The organism is Sphingomonas phyllosphaerae, from assembly GCA_036946405.1.
Classification (GTDB): domain Bacteria; phylum Pseudomonadota; class Alphaproteobacteria; order Sphingomonadales; family Sphingomonadaceae; genus Sphingomonas; species Sphingomonas phyllosphaerae_D.
In genome coordinates this window covers 2,448,420-2,467,535 of the sequence record JAQIJC010000001.1, presented here as the reverse complement: position 1 = coordinate 2,467,535, position 19,116 = coordinate 2,448,420, and the positions used below count along the sequence as shown (strand labels likewise).

19 protein-coding genes are annotated in these 19,116 nt (G+C 67.9%); 15 read left to right on the top strand and 4 right to left on the bottom strand.

Annotation, left to right across the window (positions count from 1 at the left end; all coding sequences use genetic code 11):
* Positions 1-26 precede the first annotated feature (26 nt).
* Positions 27-1,613 (bottom strand): sensor histidine kinase, encoded by a 1,587-nt coding sequence (locus PGN12_11835; protein ID MEH3104587.1) that lies wholly within the window; start codon positions 1,611-1,613, stop codon positions 27-29.
* Positions 1,614-1,810: 197 nt separating this feature from the next.
* On the opposite strand from PGN12_11835, the gene PGN12_11830 reads away from it, so the two are divergent.
* Positions 1,811-2,272 (top strand): Lrp/AsnC family transcriptional regulator, encoded by a 462-nt coding sequence (locus PGN12_11830; protein ID MEH3104586.1) that lies wholly within the window; start codon positions 1,811-1,813, stop codon positions 2,270-2,272.
* Positions 2,273-2,349: 77 nt separating this feature from the next.
* On the opposite strand, the gene PGN12_11825 is transcribed toward PGN12_11830, so the two are convergent.
* Positions 2,350-3,594, bottom strand: a complete 1,245-nt coding sequence (locus PGN12_11825) for a hypothetical protein (protein ID MEH3104585.1) — start codon at positions 3,592-3,594, stop codon at positions 2,350-2,352.
* Between the two features lie 172 nt (positions 3,595-3,766).
* On the opposite strand from PGN12_11825, the gene PGN12_11820 reads away from it, so the two are divergent.
* The 4 genes from PGN12_11820 (at position 3,767) to PGN12_11805 (ending at position 8,541) form a co-directional block, all read left to right on the top strand.
* Complete coding sequence (locus PGN12_11820; GenBank protein ID MEH3104584.1) at positions 3,767-4,513, top strand: peroxide stress protein YaaA; 747 nt, start codon at positions 3,767-3,769, stop codon at positions 4,511-4,513.
* Complete coding sequence (locus PGN12_11815; GenBank protein ID MEH3104583.1) at positions 4,513-5,169, top strand: SDR family NAD(P)-dependent oxidoreductase; 657 nt, start codon at positions 4,513-4,515, stop codon at positions 5,167-5,169. The genes PGN12_11820 and PGN12_11815 overlap by 1 nt, the downstream gene beginning before the upstream one ends.
* 250 nt (positions 5,170-5,419) lie before the next feature.
* On the top strand, positions 5,420-8,191 hold the full coding sequence (gene gyrA, locus PGN12_11810; GenBank protein ID MEH3104582.1) for a DNA gyrase subunit A: 2,772 nt from the start codon (positions 5,420-5,422) through the stop codon (positions 8,189-8,191).
* Positions 8,188-8,541: a DUF952 domain-containing protein gene (locus tag PGN12_11805; protein MEH3104581.1), complete on the top strand. Its 354-nt coding sequence runs from the start codon at positions 8,188-8,190 to the stop codon at positions 8,539-8,541. Before gyrA ends, PGN12_11805 begins: the two co-directional genes overlap by 4 nt.
* Before the next feature lie 30 nt (positions 8,542-8,571).
* On the opposite strand, the gene PGN12_11800 is transcribed toward PGN12_11805, so the two are convergent.
* Positions 8,572-9,003: a DUF488 domain-containing protein gene (locus PGN12_11800; GenBank protein ID MEH3104580.1), complete on the bottom strand. Its 432-nt coding sequence runs from the start codon at positions 9,001-9,003 to the stop codon at positions 8,572-8,574.
* 59 nt (positions 9,004-9,062) lie between these two features.
* Between PGN12_11800 and trmFO the strand changes: the two genes are divergently transcribed.
* Entirely contained in the window at positions 9,063-10,373 is a 1,311-nt protein-coding gene (gene trmFO, locus PGN12_11795; protein ID MEH3104579.1) for a methylenetetrahydrofolate--tRNA-(uracil(54)-C(5))-methyltransferase (FADH(2)-oxidizing) TrmFO, read from the top strand.
* A 105-nt stretch (positions 10,374-10,478) separates the two neighbouring features.
* On the opposite strand, the gene PGN12_11790 is transcribed toward trmFO, so the two are convergent.
* Positions 10,479-10,949 carry an Lrp/AsnC family transcriptional regulator gene (locus PGN12_11790; GenBank protein MEH3104578.1) on the bottom strand — a complete coding sequence of 157 codons (471 nt, stop codon included), beginning with the start codon at positions 10,947-10,949 and terminating at the stop codon, positions 10,479-10,481.
* Between the two features lie 95 nt (positions 10,950-11,044).
* On the opposite strand from PGN12_11790, the gene phhA reads away from it, so the two are divergent.
* The 9 genes from phhA to accD all read left to right on the top strand — a co-directional run bounded on the left by phhA (position 11,045) and on the right by accD (position 18,999).
* A complete protein-coding gene (gene phhA / locus PGN12_11785; protein MEH3104577.1) occupies positions 11,045-11,896 on the top strand; it encodes a phenylalanine 4-monooxygenase in 852 nt (283 codons plus the stop codon).
* Positions 11,897-11,920: 24 nt separating this feature from the next.
* Positions 11,921-12,979 (top strand): 4-hydroxyphenylpyruvate dioxygenase, encoded by a 1,059-nt coding sequence (gene hppD / locus PGN12_11780; GenBank protein MEH3104576.1) that lies wholly within the window; start codon positions 11,921-11,923, stop codon positions 12,977-12,979.
* Between the two features lie 117 nt (positions 12,980-13,096).
* Positions 13,097-14,395, top strand: coding sequence for a homogentisate 1,2-dioxygenase (gene hmgA / locus PGN12_11775; protein ID MEH3104575.1), 1,299 nt, complete (start codon positions 13,097-13,099; stop codon positions 14,393-14,395).
* A 45-nt stretch (positions 14,396-14,440) separates the two neighbouring features.
* Complete coding sequence (locus PGN12_11770; protein ID MEH3104574.1) at positions 14,441-14,758, top strand: lipopolysaccharide assembly protein LapA domain-containing protein; 318 nt, start codon at positions 14,441-14,443, stop codon at positions 14,756-14,758.
* The gene (pyrF, locus tag PGN12_11765) at positions 14,758-15,432 is read left to right on the top strand and encodes an orotidine-5'-phosphate decarboxylase (protein MEH3104573.1); all 675 of its coding nucleotides are present in this window, start codon (positions 14,758-14,760) and stop codon (positions 15,430-15,432) included. The genes PGN12_11770 and pyrF overlap by 1 nt, the downstream gene beginning before the upstream one ends.
* A 42-nt stretch (positions 15,433-15,474) precedes the next feature.
* Positions 15,475-16,113 carry a phosphoribosylanthranilate isomerase gene (locus PGN12_11760; GenBank protein ID MEH3104572.1) on the top strand — a complete coding sequence of 213 codons (639 nt, stop codon included), beginning with the start codon at positions 15,475-15,477 and terminating at the stop codon, positions 16,111-16,113.
* Positions 16,110-17,339, top strand: a complete 1,230-nt coding sequence (trpB, locus tag PGN12_11755; GenBank protein MEH3104571.1) for a tryptophan synthase subunit beta — start codon at positions 16,110-16,112, stop codon at positions 17,337-17,339. Before PGN12_11760 ends, trpB begins: the two co-directional genes overlap by 4 nt.
* Positions 17,336-18,136: a tryptophan synthase subunit alpha gene (gene trpA, locus PGN12_11750; protein ID MEH3104570.1), complete on the top strand. Its 801-nt coding sequence runs from the start codon at positions 17,336-17,338 to the stop codon at positions 18,134-18,136. The genes trpB and trpA overlap by 4 nt, the downstream gene beginning before the upstream one ends.
* Positions 18,133-18,999 (top strand): acetyl-CoA carboxylase, carboxyltransferase subunit beta, encoded by an 867-nt coding sequence (accD, locus tag PGN12_11745; GenBank protein ID MEH3104569.1) that lies wholly within the window; start codon positions 18,133-18,135, stop codon positions 18,997-18,999. The genes trpA and accD overlap by 4 nt, the downstream gene beginning before the upstream one ends.
* The last annotated feature ends 117 nt before the right edge of the window (positions 19,000-19,116 follow it).

The following is a 19,116-nucleotide window of genomic DNA, read 5'->3' as shown; positions in this document are numbered from 1 at the left end:
GCCGCTGCCCGCCCGCTGGCAAGCGTCTACGTCGCCCCGCCCGTCGCGTGACCGGCCGCATCGGTTTCGACCGCGGGAAGCAACAGCGTGAACAGCCCCGGCGCGATCACGAACCGGCCGCCCAGCTGATGGGCGAGATTGCGCACCAGCCGGAGCGCGAATCCTACCCCAAGCAGCGGCGCGCCCTCGTCGCGAGAGGCATCCTCGTCGTCGAGCGCCAGCAGGCTCGCCTCGTCGCGCTCCGCGAAGGCGATCGGCGGCACCAGCGCGAGTGCCAGCGTCCCTACACCGCCGACCAGCGCGGTCGTCAATTGCTCGCCCGGTGCCGCGGCCGACAGCGCGGCCGACAACAGGCGCGCGATCAATCGCTCGGCATCGTACGGGTCGACCGCCCAGGTCGCGTCGCGCACCGTCGGCAGCGTCAGCTCCGCGCGGCGCAACGCGGCGAGCGGCGCAAGGTCTTCCGCGATCCGCTGCAACAAGGGTGACGCGGGGGTCACGCCCTCCCGGCGCTCCAGCGCACGGCCATCGATCCGGGCGGCGAGATCGAGGTCCTCGATCGCGCCGATCAGATCGGTGACGCGGTGCCGGATCTCGGTCGCACGATCGCGATACGGCGTGGCGACCGGCCCCAGCAATTGCTGCTCGATCAATTCCGAGAATCCTGCGATCGCGTTGGCCGGCGTGCGCAGTTCGTGCACCAGCCGCCGCAGTCCCTCGGCGCCGGCCGCACGCTCGCGCGCCACGCCGCGTTCGGCGCGCTCGTCCGCGCGTGGGCGACGCGCCTGCCCGCGCATCCCGGTGAAGGCGCCGGTCGCCTGGTCGAACATCGGGATGCCGGCGATCCGCCATTCGCCACCGATCGCCGATCCGCCCGGCACGCGTAGCCGCGCGCCGGAAAAGGGCGCGCGCTTGCGGAACGCGCCCGATGCGACGCCATCCACCGCCGCCCCCGCCCATACGCCGGCGCGATGGTCGAGCGTCAGCCCGATGACCGCCCCGCGCGGCCCGGCATCCAGCCAGCGGATCACCCCCGCCGCGTCGGTTTCGAACCGGAAGCCGTCCAGCGGGCGGATCGGGTCGGCTCCGTCGCGTTGATGCGCGGCGATCCGCTCGACCAGATCGGCGATCTCGAAGCGGACCACCGTTGTGCTCCCCTCCTCGCGCGGCGTCGCTTCACTCGGTGCATAGCCGAGCCGGAAGTCGGCCGGGCCGAAGCTGTCGAGCGCGCGTTCGACCGACGGCGGCAAGTCATGCCGCTGCCGCAGCACGCTCCGTCCGACCGGGTGCAATCGCGGGAGCAGGGTCTCCCACTCCGACGCATCCAGCCGCACGCCGCGCAAGGTCGCCACCGCCACGTCGCGAGTGTCGGTCGCGAACAGCGTCACGAGCGGCAGCGGCGCATCGAACAGCGCCAGCCCGCGCGCGCATGCGATCCGCACGTCCTCCGGCACGCGCTCGCGCAGCTTCGCCAGCCGCGTCAGGAGCAGGTCGTCCGCGGGCGCGCGGCGGCGCGCGATCAGGTCGACGAGCTGGCGATAGGTCGCGCGCGCTCCCAGCGCGGAGCGCGCCTCGGCTGCCAGCACGGTTCTCAGGCTGTCGTTGAAGCGCACGGAAACGATCGACCTCTTGTCTTTTGCGTTGTTATCCCACCGCGTTCGTAGAGATGCGCCCGGTTCGGAGCCATCGTCGAGTTTCGCGCACCATCCCGTATTGACGCAGCTTTCTACAATTGCGTTTCGACGCAACAATCCTATAGCCGTGCGAAAGGCAGCTATCGCGAAGATGCGCGGCCGTTGAGTGAGATATGATGACCCTGGACCGGATCGACCGTGAAATTCTCGCGCTCTTGCAGGAGGACGGCCGGATGACCAACGTCGAGCTGGCCGAGCGCGTCGGCCTGACCGCGCCGCCGTGCCTGCGCCGCGTCCGCGCGCTTGAACAGGCGGGCGTGATTCGGGGCTATCACGCCGAGTGCGACGCGACCAAATTGGGCTTCCCGATCACGGTCTTCGCCATGGTGAGCCTGCGCAGTCAGGCCGAGCAGGACCTCGCCGCCTTCGAGGCGCATGTCGCCGCGATCCCCGAAGTGCGCGAATGCCATATGCTCAATGGCGAGATCGACTTCATCCTGAAGATCGTCGCGCAGGATCTGGAGAGCTTCCAGCGCATCCTCACCACCAAGCTGACCTCGGCGCCGAACGTCACCAGCGTCAAGTCGTCGCTGACGATCCGCACCTTCAAGGCGCAGGCCGGCGTCCCGATCAGCTGATCGCGCCGCGCCGCCGACATGGAAAAAGGGGCGACCCGCAGGCCGCCCCGTTCGCTTTCGATCCGATCCGATGCGGCTTACGCGACCGGCGGGTGATCGAGGAAGTCGATCCACCATGCGGCGATGTCCGCGCGCGGCGTACCGGTCACCGCCTGGAACGCGGTCTTCGCGCCTGCCTTGTCGCCCGAGTTGGTCAGCGCGATGCCGAGCCGAGTGTTGACGACGTTGGCGTCGACACCACCCTTTTGCAGCGCGGCGCGGTACAGCGCGATCGCCTTGGGATATTCGCCGGTGCCGAGATAGGCGTCGGCGGTGCTGGCGGCGAGCTTGCCGTCCGCCGCCTTCATCGCGCGCGCCTCGACCGCCGCCATCGAGCCCTCGTTCGAGATCGACTTGTTCGCCGCCGCCAGCAGACTGCCCGCATCCGGGCTGTTCGCCGGGATCTTGCCCGCGGCCTTGCCCTCGGTCAGCACCGCCTTCGATTCCCACGGCAGGCCCTGATCGAAGGTCCACTGCGCGTAGATCTCGTAATCATACTGATCCGCGAGCGCCTTGCCCGAGCGCAGCAGGCGATACAGATCGACCTTCTGCGCCTTGTCGAGCGTCGCGATCGACTGCGGCTGGATGCCCCAGACCACCAGCATGTCGCGCCAGTTCTTCGCGGTCGGATAGGAGGTCAGGTAACGACGCATCCACGCGCGCGTCTCGGCGGCATTCTTCGCCTGGTTGTTGCGCGCGATCGCATAGCGGAAGATGTCCTCCGACGGCTTCTGCCCCGCGGCCATCTGCTCGTCGACCATCTTGGCCAGCGCCGCGGACCCGCCGGCGATATCGCCCGAGTCCATCTTCAGCTTGACGAGCTGCAACGGCAGGTTGGGATCGTTGTAGCCGAGCTGCTGCGCCTGCTCGAAGAAGCGCATCGCGCCCGCCGCATCCTTGGCATTCGCCTGGATCACGCCGCGCTGGTACGCATATTTCGCCTTGTCGGCCTGCGCGGTGCGCGGGCTGGCGATCAGCGCATCGAGCGGCGCGACGAGATTGGTGTTGTTCGGGCCACCCGGCTGGATCACCTCCAGATTGAGGCGCAGCGCGGCGGCGATATACTTCTCGTCGTCGGTCTTGGCGGCGGCCTCGACCGCGGCGACCAGCGGCGCGGCGGTCGCGACATCCTTGGCGGCGAGCGCGGTCTGCGCCTGCGCGGCCGGGCCGCGGACTTCGTTGCTGAGCTTGAGCTGATCGCCCTTCTGCTCTTCCTTCTTCTTCTGCGCCATTGCCGGCTGCGACAGCGCGACCGTCGCACCACCAGCCAGAAGCACAGCCATCACGGCGTTCGAAAGGGTCTTCATCGACACGTCTCTCCAGAATTCGCGGGCGTAACGCTCGGTCGCTGCTCTAGTGCCCAGCGCGCGCGTGTACAAGGAATGTACCGTTGCAATGCATTGCCGCCGCTGAACCGCGATTGAACGCAGGCCATCGCGCGCGTACGGCGCGACGATGATCGCCGTTCTCTCGCCGGCCAAGACGCTGGACCTCGACACCCCACCGCCCTTCCCCGCCACCCCCGCGCGGTTCGCGCCCGAGGCGGCGACGCTCGCGAAGGCCGCCTCGCACCTGACGCAGAAGCGACTGTCGGAGCTGATGAAGATCTCGCCCGCGCTCGCCAAGCTCAACGCCGATCGCTTCCGCGACTTCCCGGAAGCGGCGGAGCGCCCCGCGCTCTACACCTTCGCGGGCGACGTCTACACCGGGCTCGACGCGCCGACGCTCGACGAACCCGCGGTGCGCTTCGCACAGGATCATCTGCGGCTTTTGTCCGGCCTCTACGGCCTGCTGCGCCCGCTCGACGGGATGCGCCCCTATCGGCTGGAGATGGGCACGCGCTGGGCGCCGCGCCGCGACCGGCTCACCGACTGGTGGGGCCCGCGCATCGCCGACGCGCTCGCCGCCGACGTCGCGGCCGAGGGCTCGGGCATCGTCCTGAACCTCGCCAGCAACGAATATTGGGAGGCGGTCGCGGGCAAGCTTCCCGCCGACATCCGCGTCGTCGCGGTCGACTTCCGCGAGGCCGACAACCGCTTCGTCAGCTTCCACGCCAAGAAGGCGCGAGGCATGATGGCGCGCTATCTGGTCGAGCATCACGTCGCCGATCTGGACGGGATGAAGGCGTTCGACACCGCCGATTACCGTTTCGACTCCGACGCCAGCGACGAGGCGCGCTGGACCTTCCGGCGCGCGGCGTGATGCGCGCGGTCGTGATCGGGGCCGGCGGCGGCATCGGTGCCGCGCTCGCCGACGCGCTGGCGGAGGAAGAGAATGACGTCGTCCGCCTGACCCGCGCCGATCTCGACCTGCTGGAAGAGCCGACCATCGCCGCCGCAGCCGCCCGCGTCGGCAAGGCCGATCTGGTGATTGTCGCCACCGGACTGCTCCACGATGCCGGGCACGGGCCGGAGAAGGCGTTGCGCGATCTCGATCCCGCATGGCTGGCGCAGCAATATGCGGTGAACGCGATCGGCCCCGCGCTGGTCGCCAAGCATTTCCTCCCGATCCTGCCGCGTGCCGGGCGCTCAATATTCGCGGCGCTATCGGCGCGGGTCGGCAGTATTTCCGACAACCGGCTCGGCGGCTGGTACGGCTATCGCGCGAGCAAGGCCGCGCTTAACCAGCTGATCCGCACGCTGGCCGTCGAGGACAAGCGCCGCAACGATCGCGGCATCGTCGTCGCCCTCCACCCCGGCACCGTCGATACGCGCCTGTCGAAACCGTTCCAGCAGAGCGGTCGCGACCTTTTCCAGCCCGACCGCGCCGCGGTGCAGTTGCTCGACGTGCTCGACGCTCTCAAGCCGACCGACAGCGGCAAGCTGCTCGCGTGGGACGGGGCGGAGATAGCACCGTAGTGGTAAGCACCGTCCGCCCATCAACCGCCGTTCGCCCTGAGCTTGTCGAAGGGCGTGTTCCGGGCACGTGCTTCGACAGGCTCAGCACGAACGGTTTGGGTACGGGCAGTCCTTCGATGTGCCGCCCCGCAACGGCCTGACGGCTACGCGACCCAAACGGACGGCAGATGACCGCCCCGGGCGTGACTTTGCGCCTCATGCCGCCTAGACACGCGCCTGAAACGAATCCGTAAAAAGAAAGTACGTCCAGTTGGCCGACGACACCGTCCTCGCCGATCCTTCCGCTATCGCCCCCATCTCCATCGTCGAGGAGATGAAGACCAGCTACCTCGACTATGCGATGAGCGTCATCGTGGCGCGCGCGCTGCCCGATGTTCGCGACGGGCTGAAGCCGGTGCACCGCCGTATCCTGTTCTCGGCGAACGAAAGCGGCTTCCTCTACAACCGCCCGTATCGCAAGTCGGCGCGCATCGTCGGCGACGTGATCGGTAAATATCACCCGCACGGCGACAGCTCGATCTACGAAGCCCTGGTCCGCATGACGCAGGACTGGTCGATGCGCGTGCCGCTGATCGACGGTCAGGGCAATTTCGGCTCGATGGACCCCGATCCCGCCGCCGCGATGCGGTATACCGAGGCGCGGCTGGCGAAGTCCGCCAATTACCTGATGGACGACCTCGACAAGGACACGGTCGACTTCCAGCCCAATTACGACGGATCGGAGCGCGAGCCGCAGGTGCTGCCCGCGCGCTTCCCCAATCTGCTGGTCAACGGCGCCGGCGGCATCGCGGTCGGCATGGCCACCAACATCCCGCCGCACAATCTCGGCGAAGTCGTCGACGCCTGCCTCGCCTATATCGACAATGGCGCGATCACCACCGAGGAGCTGATGGAGATCGTCCCCGGTCCGGACTTCCCGACCGGTGCGATCATCCTCGGCCGCGCCGGCGCGCGCTCGGCCTATGAGACCGGGCGCGGCTCGGTGATCGTGCGCAGCCGCCACAAGATCGAGACCGGCCGCGGCGACCGCACCTCGATCGTCCTGACCGAAATCCCGTTCCAGCAGGGCAAGAATGCGCTGGTCGAGAAGATCGCCGAGGCCGCCAAGGACAAGCGTATCGAGGGCGTCAGCGACATTCGCGACGAATCGAACCGCGAAGGCGTCCGCATCGTCATCGACCTCAAGCGTGACGCGACCCCCGAGGTGGTGCTCAACCAGCTGTGGCGGCATACGCCGGCGCAGGGCTCGTTCCCCGCGAACATGCTCGCGATCCGCGGCGGCCGCCCCGAACTGCTCAACCTGCGCGACATCATCAGCGCGTTCGTGCAGTTCCGCGAACAGGTCATCACGCGCCGCGCCAAGTTCGAGCTGAACAAGGCCCGCGAGCGCGCGCACATCTTGCTCGGCCTCGTCATCGCCGTCACCAACCTCGACGAGGTGGTGCGGATCATTCGCGGCTCGTCGAGCCCGGCCGAGGCACGCGCCAAATTGCTCGCGCGCGAATGGCCGATCGCCGAGATCGCGCCGTATCTGCGGCTGGTCGAGGCACTCGAAACCGATGTCGCGGGCGACACCTACCGCCTGTCCGAAGTGCAGGTCCGCGCGATCCTCGACCTGCGCCTGCACCGCCTCACCGCTTTGGGCCGTGACGAGATCGGCGACGAGCTGAAGGCGCTGGCCGATTCGATCGCTGAGCTGCTCGCGATCCTCTCGGACCGCGTGAAGCTCTACGAGGTGATGCGCGAGGAATTCCGCGACGTGCGGGCGCAATTCGCGACGCCGCGCCGCACCGAGATCGCCGCCGCCGCCGACGGGATCGACGACGAGGACCTGATCGAGCGCGAGGACATGGTGGTGACCGTCACCATGGCCGGCTACATCAAGCGTACTCCGCTCGACGCCTTCCGGGCGCAGGCGCGCGGCGGCAAGGGCCGCGCCGGCATGGCGACCAAGGACGAGGATGTCGTCACCAAGCTGTTCGTCACCTCGACGCACACCCCGGTGCTGTTCTTCTCGACGCTCGGTCGCGTCTACCGGATGAAGGTCTGGCGCCTGCCCGAGGGGGGCCCGGCAACGCGCGGTCGCCCGATGATCAACCTCCTCCCGCTCGAGCAAGGCGAGACGATCTCGACGGTGCTGCCGCTGCCCGAGGACGAGGCGGAATGGGGCAAGCTCCACGTCATGTTCGCGACCGCAAAGGGGTCGGTGCGTCGCAACTCGATGGACGCCTTCACCAACGTGCCGTCGAACGGCAAGATCGCGATGAAGTTCGAGGGCGAGGATGCCGACGACCGGCTGATCGGCGTGGCGTTGCTCGACGAGGGCGACGACGTGCTGCTCGCCACCCGTGCGGGCAAGGCGATCCGCTTCGCCGCTGACGAGGTGCGCGAGTTCCAGAGCCGTAACTCGACCGGCGTGCGTGGCATCGCGCTCAAGGGCGACGATCAGGTCATCTCGCTGTCGGTGCTGCACCGCGTCGGGGTCCGCGATCAGGAAGAGCGCGACGAGTATCTCCGGAACGCGCCGTGGAAGGAACGCGAGGGCGAGTTGACGATGCCGCTCGACCGGTTCGAGGAGCTGCGCGCGCGCGAGCAGTTCGTGCTCACGGTCTGCGCCAACGGTTATGGCAAGATCAGCTCGGCCTATGAATATCGCCGCACCGGCCGCGGTGGGCAGGGCATCACCAATATCGACAATATCGCGCGCAACGGCCCCGTCGTCGCCAGCTTCCCGTCTACCAAGGCCGAGCAGCTGATGCTCGTCACCGATCAGGCGAAGATGATCCGTATGCCGCTCGGCTCGCTGCGCGTCATCGGCCGCGGCTCGGCGGGCGTGCGGCTGTTCAACGTGGCGAAGGACGAGCATGTCGTTTCCGCCGCTCGGATCGACGAGGAGCCCGAGCCCGAGGATGCCGCCGAGGCGCTGGTCGCCGGGGAACTGGCCGGCGACACGGCGGTTGCGCCGGTGGATGATGCGACGATCGGCGACGATGCCGCCGCCGGCCCGGAGGATGGTGAATGACCGACACGCCGCTGACCGCCTATAAGGTCCTGACCGCCGAACAGATGGCGACGCTGGAGCGGGACGGGCGGTTCTGGGGCGCGCCGGTCGACGTGGCGGACGGCTACATTCATCTGTCGACCGCCGAACAGCTTGCCGAAACGATCGACAAGCATTTCGCCGGGCAGGCCGATTTGCACATCGCCGCGGTCGACCTCGCCGCGCATGGCGACAAGGTGAAGTGGGAGGAGTCGCGCGGCGGACAGCTCTTCCCGCATCTCTACGGCGAGATGCTGCTCGAAACGGTGATCGCCTACGCCCCGCTCGACCACCGTCCCGACGGTACGATCAAGCTCCCCACCACCGGCTGACCAAAACTCCTGCGCGGGCAGGAGCGACGATCAGACGTAGAGATCCACCGCCTCGCGCCCCTCGCCCACCGCCTGCAACAACAACGTCCGGTGGCAATGGCACGGATCGCGCTCGAAACAGAGCAGCGCGCTCGGCATCTCATCCGCCAGCGCCAGCATCTGCGCCGCCTGCGCCTGCGCCTCGGGCAAGTCGAGCTGCACGTCATACACCGCAGTCAGCGTCGCGACGTCGCCCTTCTTCGCCGCATCGCGCCCGCGCTTCGGCGTCCCGAGCGCCTTCAGGTGTATATAATCGATCCCCGCCTCGCGCAGCGACGCTGCCAACGGCGACTTGGAGAACCCCGGCCGCCGCGACAGCGGGAGTGCCCGCACATCGATCACCCGCCGTACGCCTGCCGCCCGCAACGCCGCGATGAACCCGGCCATCGTCGCGCCTTCATACCCGATGGTATAGATCGTCATGCCCGCCGAGGTGGTCGCGCGGCGCTGACAAGACAAGGCGCACCCGCTATCCGCGCGGAATGACGTACGACATTCATATCGTGGGCGGCGGGCTCGCCGGGTCGGAAGCCGCGTGGCAATTGGCCGAGGCCGGCTTCAAGGTCCGCCTGTCGGAGATGCGCGGCGGCGGCGACACCACCCCCGCTCACCACACCGAAGACCTCGCCGAGCTGGTCTGCTCGAACAGCTTCCGCAGCGACGATGCCGACAGCAATGCGGTCGGCCTGCTTCATCAGGAGTTGCGCGCGCTCGGCTCGCTGATCCTGCGCGAAGGCGACCGGCATCGCGTGCCCGCGGGCTCGGCACTGGCGGTCGACCGCGACGGCTTCTCGGCCGGCGTGACGGCGGCGGTGGCGGCCCACGCCAACATTACGGTCATCCGCGAGCGCATCGACACGCTCCCCGACACCCCCGCGATCATCGCCACCGGCCCGCTCACCGCGCCGGGTCTGTCCGAGCAAATCGCCGCCGAGACCGGCCGCGACTCGCTCGCCTTCTTCGACGCGATCGCCCCAATCGTCCACCGCGACTCGATCGACATGGACACGGCATGGTTCCAGTCGCGCTGGAACAAGGGTGAAGGCACCGATTACATCAACTGCCCGCTCGACAAGGACCAGTATCACGCCTTTGTCGCCGCGCTGATCGATGGCGAGAAGACCGAATATCGCGAGTGGGAGAACGTCCCCTATTTCGAAGGCTGTATGCCGATCGAGGTGATGGCGGAGCGCGGGCCTGAGACCTTGCGCTTCGGCCCGATGAAGGGGGTCGGTCTCGACGATCCGCGCACCGGTCGCTGGCCCTATGCCTGCGTCCAGCTCCGCCAGGACAATGCGCTCGGCACGCTCTGGAACATCGTCGGTTTCCAGACCAAGCTCAAGCACGCCGAGCAGGTCCGGCTGTTCCGCACCATCCCTGGCCTCGAGAACGCCGAGTTCGCTCGACTCGGCGGGCTGCACCGCAACACCTTCCTGCGCTCGCCCGAGCTGCTCGACGAAACGCTGCGGCTCCACTCGCGCCCGAACATCCGCTTCGCCGGGCAGATCACCGGCTGTGAGGGCTATATCGAGAGCGCCTCGATCGGCCTGCTCGCCGGCCGTTTCGCGATCGCGGAGCTACGCGGCGAGACGCTCGCGCCGCCCCCGGTCGAAACTGCGCTCGGCGCATTGCTGTCGCACATCACCGGCGGCGCGGAGGCGGACAGCTATCAGCCGATGAACGTCAATTTCGGCCTCTTCCCGCCGATCCCGGGCCGCACCAAGAAGGCCGATCGCAAGAAGATGTACACCGACCGCGCGCGCTCGGCGCTGGCGGAATGGCTGGCGGCGTAAGCCGCCCCCCGGCCTCGAACCACCCCGTTCGTGCTGAGCTTGTCGAAGCACGTGCCAGAAACACGCCCTTCGACAAGCTCAGGGCGAACGGTGATGTGGCCCGATCTACACCGGAATCGCCGTCGTATATTTCGTCATCGACAGCGCGAAATGTGACGACGCCCCCGCCACCGACGGATGCCCCAGCATCACCTGCATCAGGAAGTGATTGTAGTCGCTGACATCCGCCACGACGATCCGCAGCAGATAATCCCATTCCCCCGACATCGAGAAGCTCTCGACGATCTCCGGACGCCCGTCGACGAATGCCTCGAACGCCTGCCGCGCCTCGACCGCATGGCTGCGCATCCGCACGTTGCACAGCACGTTGACCCCGCGCCCGACCGCCGCCGGATCGACCAGCCGCACCGTCCGCGTCAGCACCCCCGCCGCCTCCAGCGCCTTGACCCGGCGCCAGCACGATGCCGACGACGCCCCGACGCGCTGCGCCAGATCGGCGTTGCTTAGCGTCCCATCCTCCTGCAACGCCGAAACGATCCGGCGGTCGATGGCATCGAGTTGATCGATCTGGTTCATGAAACGGCATCCTAACGCCTCATCCGTTTCACCGAAAGCCTTGGACGCCGTCATTCTGATAAGCATTGATCGCGCCCATATGCGATCGTGCCGTCATGGCAGACACAGCGCTGATCCGGCCCGAGGGCGCCGCCGCCGACTGGACGATCCCGCAAGGCTGGGACGCGTACACCGCCGAGGAACACGCCACCTGGGACACGTTGTTCGCGCGCCAGATCGCGATGCTCCCCGGTCGCGTCACCCCTGAATTCACCGCCGGCCTCGACGTGCTCCGCCTGTCGAAGCCCGGCATCCCCGATTTCGACGAACTCTCCGAGCGGCTGATGAAGGCGACCGGGTGGCAGGTCGTCGCGGTCCCCGGCCTCGTCCCCGACGATGTCTTCTTCGACCATCTCGCCAATCGCCGTTTCGTCTCGGGCAATTTCATCCGCCGCCCCGACCAGCTCGACTATCTTCAGGAGCCCGACGTCTTCCACGACGTGTTCGGCCACGTCCCGTTGCTCGCCAATCCGGTCTTCGCAGACTATATGCAGGCTTACGGGCAAGGCGGGCAGCGCGCCGCGGCGATGGGCGCGATCGATCGCCTGTCGCGGCTCTACTGGTACACCGTCGAATTCGGGCTGGTGCGCGCCGGCGACGGCCTCGCGCTCTACGGCGCCGGCATCGTCTCCTCGCGGTCCGAATCGATCTTCGCGCTCGACGACGCCTCGCCCAACCGCATCGGCTTCGACCTGAAGCGCGTCATGCGCACCCGCTACCGGATCGACGATTTCCAGCAGAGCTACTTCGTCATCGACAGCTTCGAGGACCTGCTCGACCAGACGCTCAACACCGATTTCGCGCCGCTTTACGCCGAGCTGGAAGGCCAGCCGGATCACGATCCGGAGACGATCCTGCCCGATGACCGCGTCTACACGCGCGGCACGCAAGCGCACGCGCGCCGTTAATCCCTTCACCTGAAAGGCCCGACCATGACCGATCCCGCCAATCCGCTCGGCCTCGCCGGTTTCGAATTCTGCGAATTCACCTCGCCCGATCCCGACACGCTCGCCGGCCAGTTCGAACAGATGGGCTTCGTCGCCGCGCACCGGCACCCGAGCAAGCAGGTGACGCGCTACGTCCAGGGCCGCATCAACCTGTTGCTCAACCGCGAACCGACCGGTCAGGCCGCCGATTTCCGCGCGCTCCACGGCCCCTCGGCCAGCGGCATGGCGTTCCGCGTCGCCGATCCGCAGGCCGCCTATGACCATGCGCTCGCCGAGGGCGCGACCGCGGTCGACGCATCGGCCGGCACGCTCGGCGACGGCAGCTTCCCGATCGAGGGGATCGGCGGCAGCTACCTCTATCTCGTCAAGGCCGGCGAAGACCTCTACGCCGATTGGGAGGAAGTCCCCGGCTGGCGCGAGGCCGCCGAGCAGAACAATGTCGGGCTCGATATTCTCGACCACCTCACCCACAACGTCCGCCGCGGCGAGATGCGGACGTGGTCGAGCTTCTACGGTCGGCTGTTCGGGTTCGAGGAGCAGAAGTTCTTCGACATCAAGGGCAAGGCCACCGGCCTGTTCAGCCAGGCGATGATCGCCCCGGACCTCGCGATCCGCATCCCGCTCAACGAGAGCAAGGACGAGACCTCGCAGATCGAGGAATTCATCCGCGAGTATAATGGCGAAGGCATCCAGCACCTCGCGCTGACCACCGACGATATCTACGAGACGGTCGAGAAGCTGCGCGCGCGCGGCGTGCGGCTGCAGGACACGATCGAGACCTATTACGAGCTGGTCGACAAGCGCGTCCCCGGCCATGGCGAGGACCTCGAACGCCTGAAGCGCAACCGCATCCTGATCGACGGCAACGTCGGCGACGAGGGCATCCTGCTCCAGATCTTCACCGAGAATATGGTCGGCCCGATCTTCTTCGAGATCATCCAGCGCAAGGGCAATCAGGGCTTCGGCAACGGCAACTTCCAGGCATTGTTCGAGAGCATCGAACTCGATCAAATTCGGCGCGGCGTGGTCAAGGTCGACGCATAGGCGTCGACCGCGACGCGCAGGTATCTGCGCCCGCGCCCGGCCGCTACGGCCAGCCGGGGCATAGGGCCCGGCTTGGCCGGGTCCGACGCTCCGGCGGGTTGATAAAAGGAGAGAGCCATGACCGAAACGCCCCGCTACCACCCCGGCTTCGGCAACAACGTCTCGACCGAGGCTGTCCCCGGCGCGCTCCCGGTCGGTCGCAACTCGCCGCAGCACGTCCCGTTCGGCCTCTATACCGAACAACTCTCCGGCACCGCCTTCACAGCCCCACGCCACGAGAACCGCCGCAGCTGGCTCTACCGCCTCCGCCCGACCGCGCAGCACCCCGCCTTCACCCGCTACGATGGCGCACCGCATCTGCGCGCCGCGCCCTTCGACACGCCCCCCTCGCCCAACCGGATGCGCTGGGACCCATTGCCATGGCCCGATGCAGCGACCGACTGGCTCGACGGCCTCGTCACCTACGGCGGCAACGGCAGCGTCGCCGAGCAGACCGGCGTCGCGATCCATCTCTATGTCGCGACCGCCGACATGGATCGCGCCTTCTTTTCGGCGGATGGCGAGCTGCTGATCGTGCCGCAGGAGGGCGCGCTGACGATCGACACCGAACTGGGGCGGCTCGACCTCGCGCCGCTCCAGATCGCGGTAATCCCGCGCGGGGTACGCTTCCGCGTCCGCCTCGCCAACAACGGGCGTGCACGCGGCTATGTTCTCGAAAACTACGGCGCGCCTTTCCGTCTCCCCGACCTCGGCCCGATCGGCGCAAACGGACTCGCCAACCCGCGCGACTTCGAGACACCCACGGCGTGGTTCGAGGACCACGACAAGCCCTGCGCGGTCATCCAGAAATTTCAGGGCGGGCTGTGGCAAACCAAGCTCGACCACTCGCCATTCGACGTGGTGGCATGGCACGGCAACCTCGTGCCGTATCGCTATGATCTAAAACGATTCAACGCGATCAACACCGTGTCGTTCGACCACCCCGACCCCTCGATCTTCACCGTGCTGACATCGCCGAGCGACACCCCGGGCACCGCCAATTGCGACTTCGTGATCTTCCCGCCGCGTTGGATGGTCGCAGAGGGCACGTTCCGCCCGCCGTGGTTCCACCGCAACGTCATGAGCGAGTTCATGGGCCTGATCGCCGGCGCCTATGACGCCAAGGAAGGCGGCGGTTTCGTCCCCGGCGGCGCCAGCCTGCACAACCAGATGAACGGCCATGGCCCAGATCAGGCGAGCTATGAGAAAGCCGTCGCAAGCGACTTGAAGCCGGTAAAAATCGACGGAACGATGGCGTTCATGTTCGAAAGCCGCCACGTCGTGCGCACCACCGCCTGGGCCCAAACTTCGCCAACCATGCAGCTCGACTATGACGACGTGTGGCGCGGCTTTCCCAAGGCGACACTGCCGCGGTGACCGGTCGGACTGGAAAATACCGCCGACCCTGCTAGCGTACCGGTCATGCAGTTTCTCAAGATCCTGTTCTGGTCGCTGCTGGCGTTCGTCGCCGCGGTGTTCACGTTCGGCAACTGGACCAATGTCACCATCCAGCTGTTCGGCGGGCTGGTCGCGGAGGTGAATCTGCCGCTGCTGCTGCTGGTCACCTTCCTGCTCGGCTTCGTGCCGACGCTGATCTACCAGCATTGGGTGCGCTTCCGCCTGCGCCAGCGGCTGACCGCCGCGGAGCGCGCGACGGAGAGCGCGCTCGCCGCCGTGCGCGGGATCGAAACGCCGACCCCTTACATGCCGCCCGCGGCCCCCCCGACCGGAGCCGAATGATGGCCAACCGCATCTTCGTCGCCCTCGACACGCCCGATCTCGATCGTGCCCGCGCGCTGGCGCAAAAGGTCCGCCACCATGTCGGCGGCATCAAGCTGGGGCTGGAGTTCTTCTGCGCACACGGGCCCTCGGGCGTCCGCGCGATGGAGGAGATTGGCCTGCCCGTCTTCCTCGACCTCAAGCTCCACGACATCCCCAATACCGTCGCCAAGGCGGTGCAGTCGCTTGCGGGGCTCGCCCCGGCGGTGCTGACCGTTCACGCCAGCGGCGGGCGTGCGATGCTGGAGGATGCCAAGGCCGCCGCGCATCCCTCGACCAAGGTCGTCGCGGTGACGATGCTCACCAGTCTCGACGAGGACGATCTCGCCGCAACCGGCGTTGCCGGCAGCGCGCACGACCATGTCCTGCGCCTCGCCGAACTGGCGCGCGAAGCGGGGCTCGACGGCATCGTCTGCTCGGGCGCCGAGGTGAAGGCCGCGCACGCCGCGTGGCCGAAGGGCTATTTCGTCGTCCCCGGCGTCCGCCCCGCCGACGGTGAGGTCGGCGACCAGAAGCGCGTCGTCACCCCGCGGATGGCGATCGACCGCGGCGCATCGATGCTGGTGATCGGTCGCCCGATCACGCAGGCCGAAGACCCCGACGCCGCCGCCCGCGCGATCGCCGCCACGCTCTAACGCGATATTGGCAGGGTGCGGGCAAGCGCCTAAAGCCGCGCGATGCCCGTCACCGCCAAGATCTGCGGCCTCTCGACTCCCGAGACGCTCGACGCCGCGCTGAAGGGCGGCGCGAGCCACGTCGGCTTCGTCGTCTTCCCGCCCTCGCCGCGCCACCTGACGCTCGACCGCCTCGCCGAGCTGGCGACGCGCGTCCCGGCGCACGTCCGCAAGGTCGGCGTGTTCGTCGACCCGGACGACGAGCTGCTCGCCGCGACCATCGCGGCCGGCAAGCTCGACGCGATCCAGCTCCACAAGACCACGCCCGCCCGCGTCGCCGCGCTGCGCCGCCTGTCAGCACGCGAGACATGGGCGGCAATCGCGGTAAAGACCCGCGCCGACCTCGCCGCCGCATCCGCCTACAGCGATGCCGCCGACCGCCTGCTCTACGACGCCAAGACCCCGGAGGGCGCCACGCTGCCCGGCGGCATGGGCGTCCGCTTCGACTGGCAATTGCTCGACGGCTTCCGCCACGCGCTTCCCTGGGCGCTGTCCGGCGGGCTCGACCCCGCCAACGTCGCCGAGGCGATCGCGCGGACCCGCGCGCCGCTGGTCGACGTTTCGTCGGGCGTCGAGTCCGCGCCCGGCGTCAAGGACGTGGACAAAATCGCCGCCTTCCTGCAACGGGTTTCCGCATCATGAACGCACCCAATTCCTTCCGCGCGCAGCCGGACGAGCGCGGGCATTTCGGCCCCTATGGCGGCCGTTATGTCTCCGAAACGCTGATGCCGCTGATCCTCGACCTCGAGCGCGAGTATCGCGCCGCCAAGGAGGATCCGGCCTTCGCCGCGCAGTTCGACGATTTGCTGGAACATTATGTCGGCCGCCCCTCGCCGCTCTACTACGCCGAGCGGCTGACCGACACGCTGCGCGACAGCGCGCCCGACGGGATGGGCGCACAGGTCTGGTTCAAGCGCGACGAGCTGAACCACACCGGCGCGCACAAGATCAACAATTGCATCGGCCAGATCCTGCTCGCGATCCGCATGGGCAAGACGCGGATCATCGCCGAAACCGGCGCCGGCCAGCACGGCGTCGCCACCGCCACGGTCTGCGCGCGCTTCGGGCTGCCGTGCGTGATCTACATGGGCGCCAAGGACGTCGAGCGGCAGCAGCCGAACGTCTTCCGCATGAAGCTGCTCGGTGCCGAAGTGCGCGCGGTCGAAAGCGGCGCGCGCACGCTGAAGGATGCGATGAACGAGGCGCTGCGCGACTGGGTCGCCAACGTCCACGACACCTTCTACATCATCGGCACCGCCGCCGGCCCGCATCCCTATCCGGAGCTGGTGCGCGACTTCCAGAGCGTGATCGGTCGCGAGGCGCGCACGCAACTGCTCGATCGCACCGGTCGCCTCCCCGACCTGCTCGTCGCGGCGATCGGCGGCGGATCGAACGCGATCGGGCTGTTCCACCCGTTCCTCGACGATGCCGATGTGAAGATGCTCGGCGTGGAAGCGGCGGGCGAAGGGCTGGAGGCCAAGCACGCCGCCAGCCTCGCCGGCGGCTTCCCGGGCGTGCTCCACGGCAACAAGACCTATCTGTTGCAGGACGACGACGGCCAGATCACCGAGGGGCATTCGATCTCGGCTGGCCTCGACTATCCCGGCATCGGCCCCGAACATGCGTGGCTGAAGGACAGCGGCCGCGTCGACTATACCGCCGTCACCGACCGCGAGGCGCTCGACGCCTTCCAGCTGCTGTGCCGGACCGAAGGCATCATCCCCGCGCTCGAACCGTCGCACGCGATCGCCGCCGTCGCGCGCAAAGCCAAGGAAATGCCGGCAGATTCGATCATCCTCGCCAACCTCTGCGGCCGCGGCGACAAGGACATCTTCACCGTCGCCGAAGCGCTGGGAGTGCAGATTTGACCCGCCTCGCCGACGCCTTCATCGCCGATCGTCCCGCGCTGATCTGCTTCGTCACCGCGGGCGATCCGTCGGTCGCCGCGACGCCCGCGATCCTCAATGCGCTGGTCGAGGGCGGCGCGGACGTGATCGAGCTGGGCATGCCGTTCACCGATCCGATGGCGGACGGCCCCGCGATCCAGGCGGCGAACATCCGCGCGCTCGATGGCGGAGTCACCACCGCCGACATCCTGCGGATCGCCAAGGACTTCCGCGCCCGCCATCCGCTCACCCCGCTGGTGCTGATGGGCTATGCCAATCCGATGCTGCGCCGGGGGCCGGAGTGGTTCGCCACCGCGCTGCACGACGCGGGCGTCGATGGCGTGATCTGCGTCGACGTGCCCCCGGAGGAGGACGATGCACTCGGGCCGGCGTTGCGCGCGATGGGCATCGACCTGATCCGGCTCGCCACGCCCACCACGCGCGACAAGCGGATCGGCGAGGTCCTGAACGGCGCCAGCGGCTTCATCTATTACGTCTCGGTCGCCGGCATCACCGGCAAGCAACAGGCGCAACAGGCGTCGATCGAGGAAGCGGTCGCACGGCTGAAGCACGCCACCGACCTGCCGGTCGCGGTCGGCTTCGGCGTCCGCACCCCCGAACAGGCACGCGCGATCGGTCGCGTTGCCGACGGCGTCGTCGTCGGCTCGGCGATCGTCGAGATCGTCGCGGAGCACGGCCCTGCTGCCGCCGCGCCGGTCGCCGCCTATATCAAGACGCTGTCGGCCGCGCTCGCCGACGCACGAAAGGTTTCCGCATGAGCTGGCTCAGCAACGTCCGCAACGCTTTGTCCGGGATCGTCCCGGGCGGTGCCAGGGCGCAAACCCCCGATCACCTCTGGCACAAGTGCAAGGGCTGCGGGACGATGGTCTTCACCAAGGAGCTGGAGGAGAACCTCTACGTCTGCCCGACCTGCGACCATCACGAACGGATCGGCCCCAGCGAGCGCTTCGAGCATCTGCTCGATCCGGCCAGCATCGACGTGCTGCCCGCGCCGCGTTCGCCCGAGGATCCGCTCAAGTTCCGCGATTCGAAGCGCTACGCCGATCGCCTCAAGGCCGCGCGCGCCAGCACCGGCGAGCAGGACGCCTTCGTCAACGCGCGTGGCACGATCGACGGCCACCGTGTCGTGATCGGCGTGCAGGATTTCGCGTTCATGGGCGGATCGATGGGCCAGGCGGTCGGCGAGGCGTTCATCCAGGGCGTCGAAACTGCTGTAAAGGACCGCGCACCCTTCATCGTCTTCACCGCCTCGGGCGGCGCGCGGATGCAGGAGGGCATTCTCAGCCTGATGCAGATGCCGCGCAGCACCGTCGCGATCCAGATGCTCCACGATGCCGGGCTGCCCTATATCGTCGTGCTGACCGACCCGACCTCGGGCGGCGTGATGGCAGCCTATGCGATGCTCGGCGACGTCCACATCGCCGAGCCGAAGGCGACGCTCGCCTTCACCGGACGCCGCGTGATCGAGAGCACGATCCGCGAAAAGCTGCCCGACGACTTCCAGACCAGCGAATATTATCTGGAGCACGGCATGATCGACATGGTCGTGCATCGCCGCGAGCTGCGCGCCAAGTTGGCGACCGTGATCGGCTATCTCTGCGGCGAACGAAAGGCCGCCTGACTCCCCTCCCCTTCAGGGGAGGGGCCGGGGGTGGGGAATCCAACGAGGGCGGCGTTCGTGGAAGTGCTCGCCCCGCCCCCTCTCCCAAGGAGGAGGGGCTTCGATCCGACTTGAACC

Bases quoted from the DNA above. Each gene is read 5' to 3' on its own strand.
- trpB (MEH3104571.1), top strand. From the start codon at position 16,110: ATGAACGCACCCAATTCCTTCCGCGCGCAGCCGGACGAGCGCGGGCAT.
- hmgA (MEH3104575.1), top strand. From the start codon at position 13,097: ATGACCGAAACGCCCCGCTACCACCCCGGCTTCGGCAACAACGTCTCG.
- pyrF (MEH3104573.1), top strand. From the start codon at position 14,758: ATGGCCAACCGCATCTTCGTCGCCCTCGACACGCCCGATCTCGATCGT.
- PGN12_11760 (MEH3104572.1), top strand. From the start codon at position 15,475: ATGCCCGTCACCGCCAAGATCTGCGGCCTCTCGACTCCCGAGACGCTC.
- PGN12_11805 (MEH3104581.1), top strand. From the start codon at position 8,188: ATGACCGACACGCCGCTGACCGCCTATAAGGTCCTGACCGCCGAACAG.
- trmFO (MEH3104579.1), top strand. From the start codon at position 9,063: ATGACGTACGACATTCATATCGTGGGCGGCGGGCTCGCCGGGTCGGAA.
- PGN12_11830 (MEH3104586.1), top strand. From the start codon at position 1,811: ATGACCCTGGACCGGATCGACCGTGAAATTCTCGCGCTCTTGCAGGAG.
- PGN12_11820 (MEH3104584.1), top strand. From the start codon at position 3,767: ATGATCGCCGTTCTCTCGCCGGCCAAGACGCTGGACCTCGACACCCCA.
- hppD (MEH3104576.1), top strand. From the start codon at position 11,921: ATGACCGATCCCGCCAATCCGCTCGGCCTCGCCGGTTTCGAATTCTGC.
- PGN12_11815 (MEH3104583.1), top strand. From the start codon at position 4,513: ATGCGCGCGGTCGTGATCGGGGCCGGCGGCGGCATCGGTGCCGCGCTC.
- PGN12_11790 (MEH3104578.1), bottom strand. From the start codon at position 10,949: ATGAACCAGATCGATCAACTCGATGCCATCGACCGCCGGATCGTTTCG.
- PGN12_11825 (MEH3104585.1), bottom strand. From the start codon at position 3,594: ATGGCTGTGCTTCTGGCTGGTGGTGCGACGGTCGCGCTGTCGCAGCCG.
- PGN12_11770 (MEH3104574.1), top strand. From the start codon at position 14,441: ATGCAGTTTCTCAAGATCCTGTTCTGGTCGCTGCTGGCGTTCGTCGCC.
- accD (MEH3104569.1), top strand. From the start codon at position 18,133: ATGAGCTGGCTCAGCAACGTCCGCAACGCTTTGTCCGGGATCGTCCCG.
- PGN12_11800 (MEH3104580.1), bottom strand. From the start codon at position 9,003: ATGACGATCTATACCATCGGGTATGAAGGCGCGACGATGGCCGGGTTC.
- phhA (MEH3104577.1), top strand. From the start codon at position 11,045: ATGGCAGACACAGCGCTGATCCGGCCCGAGGGCGCCGCCGCCGACTGG.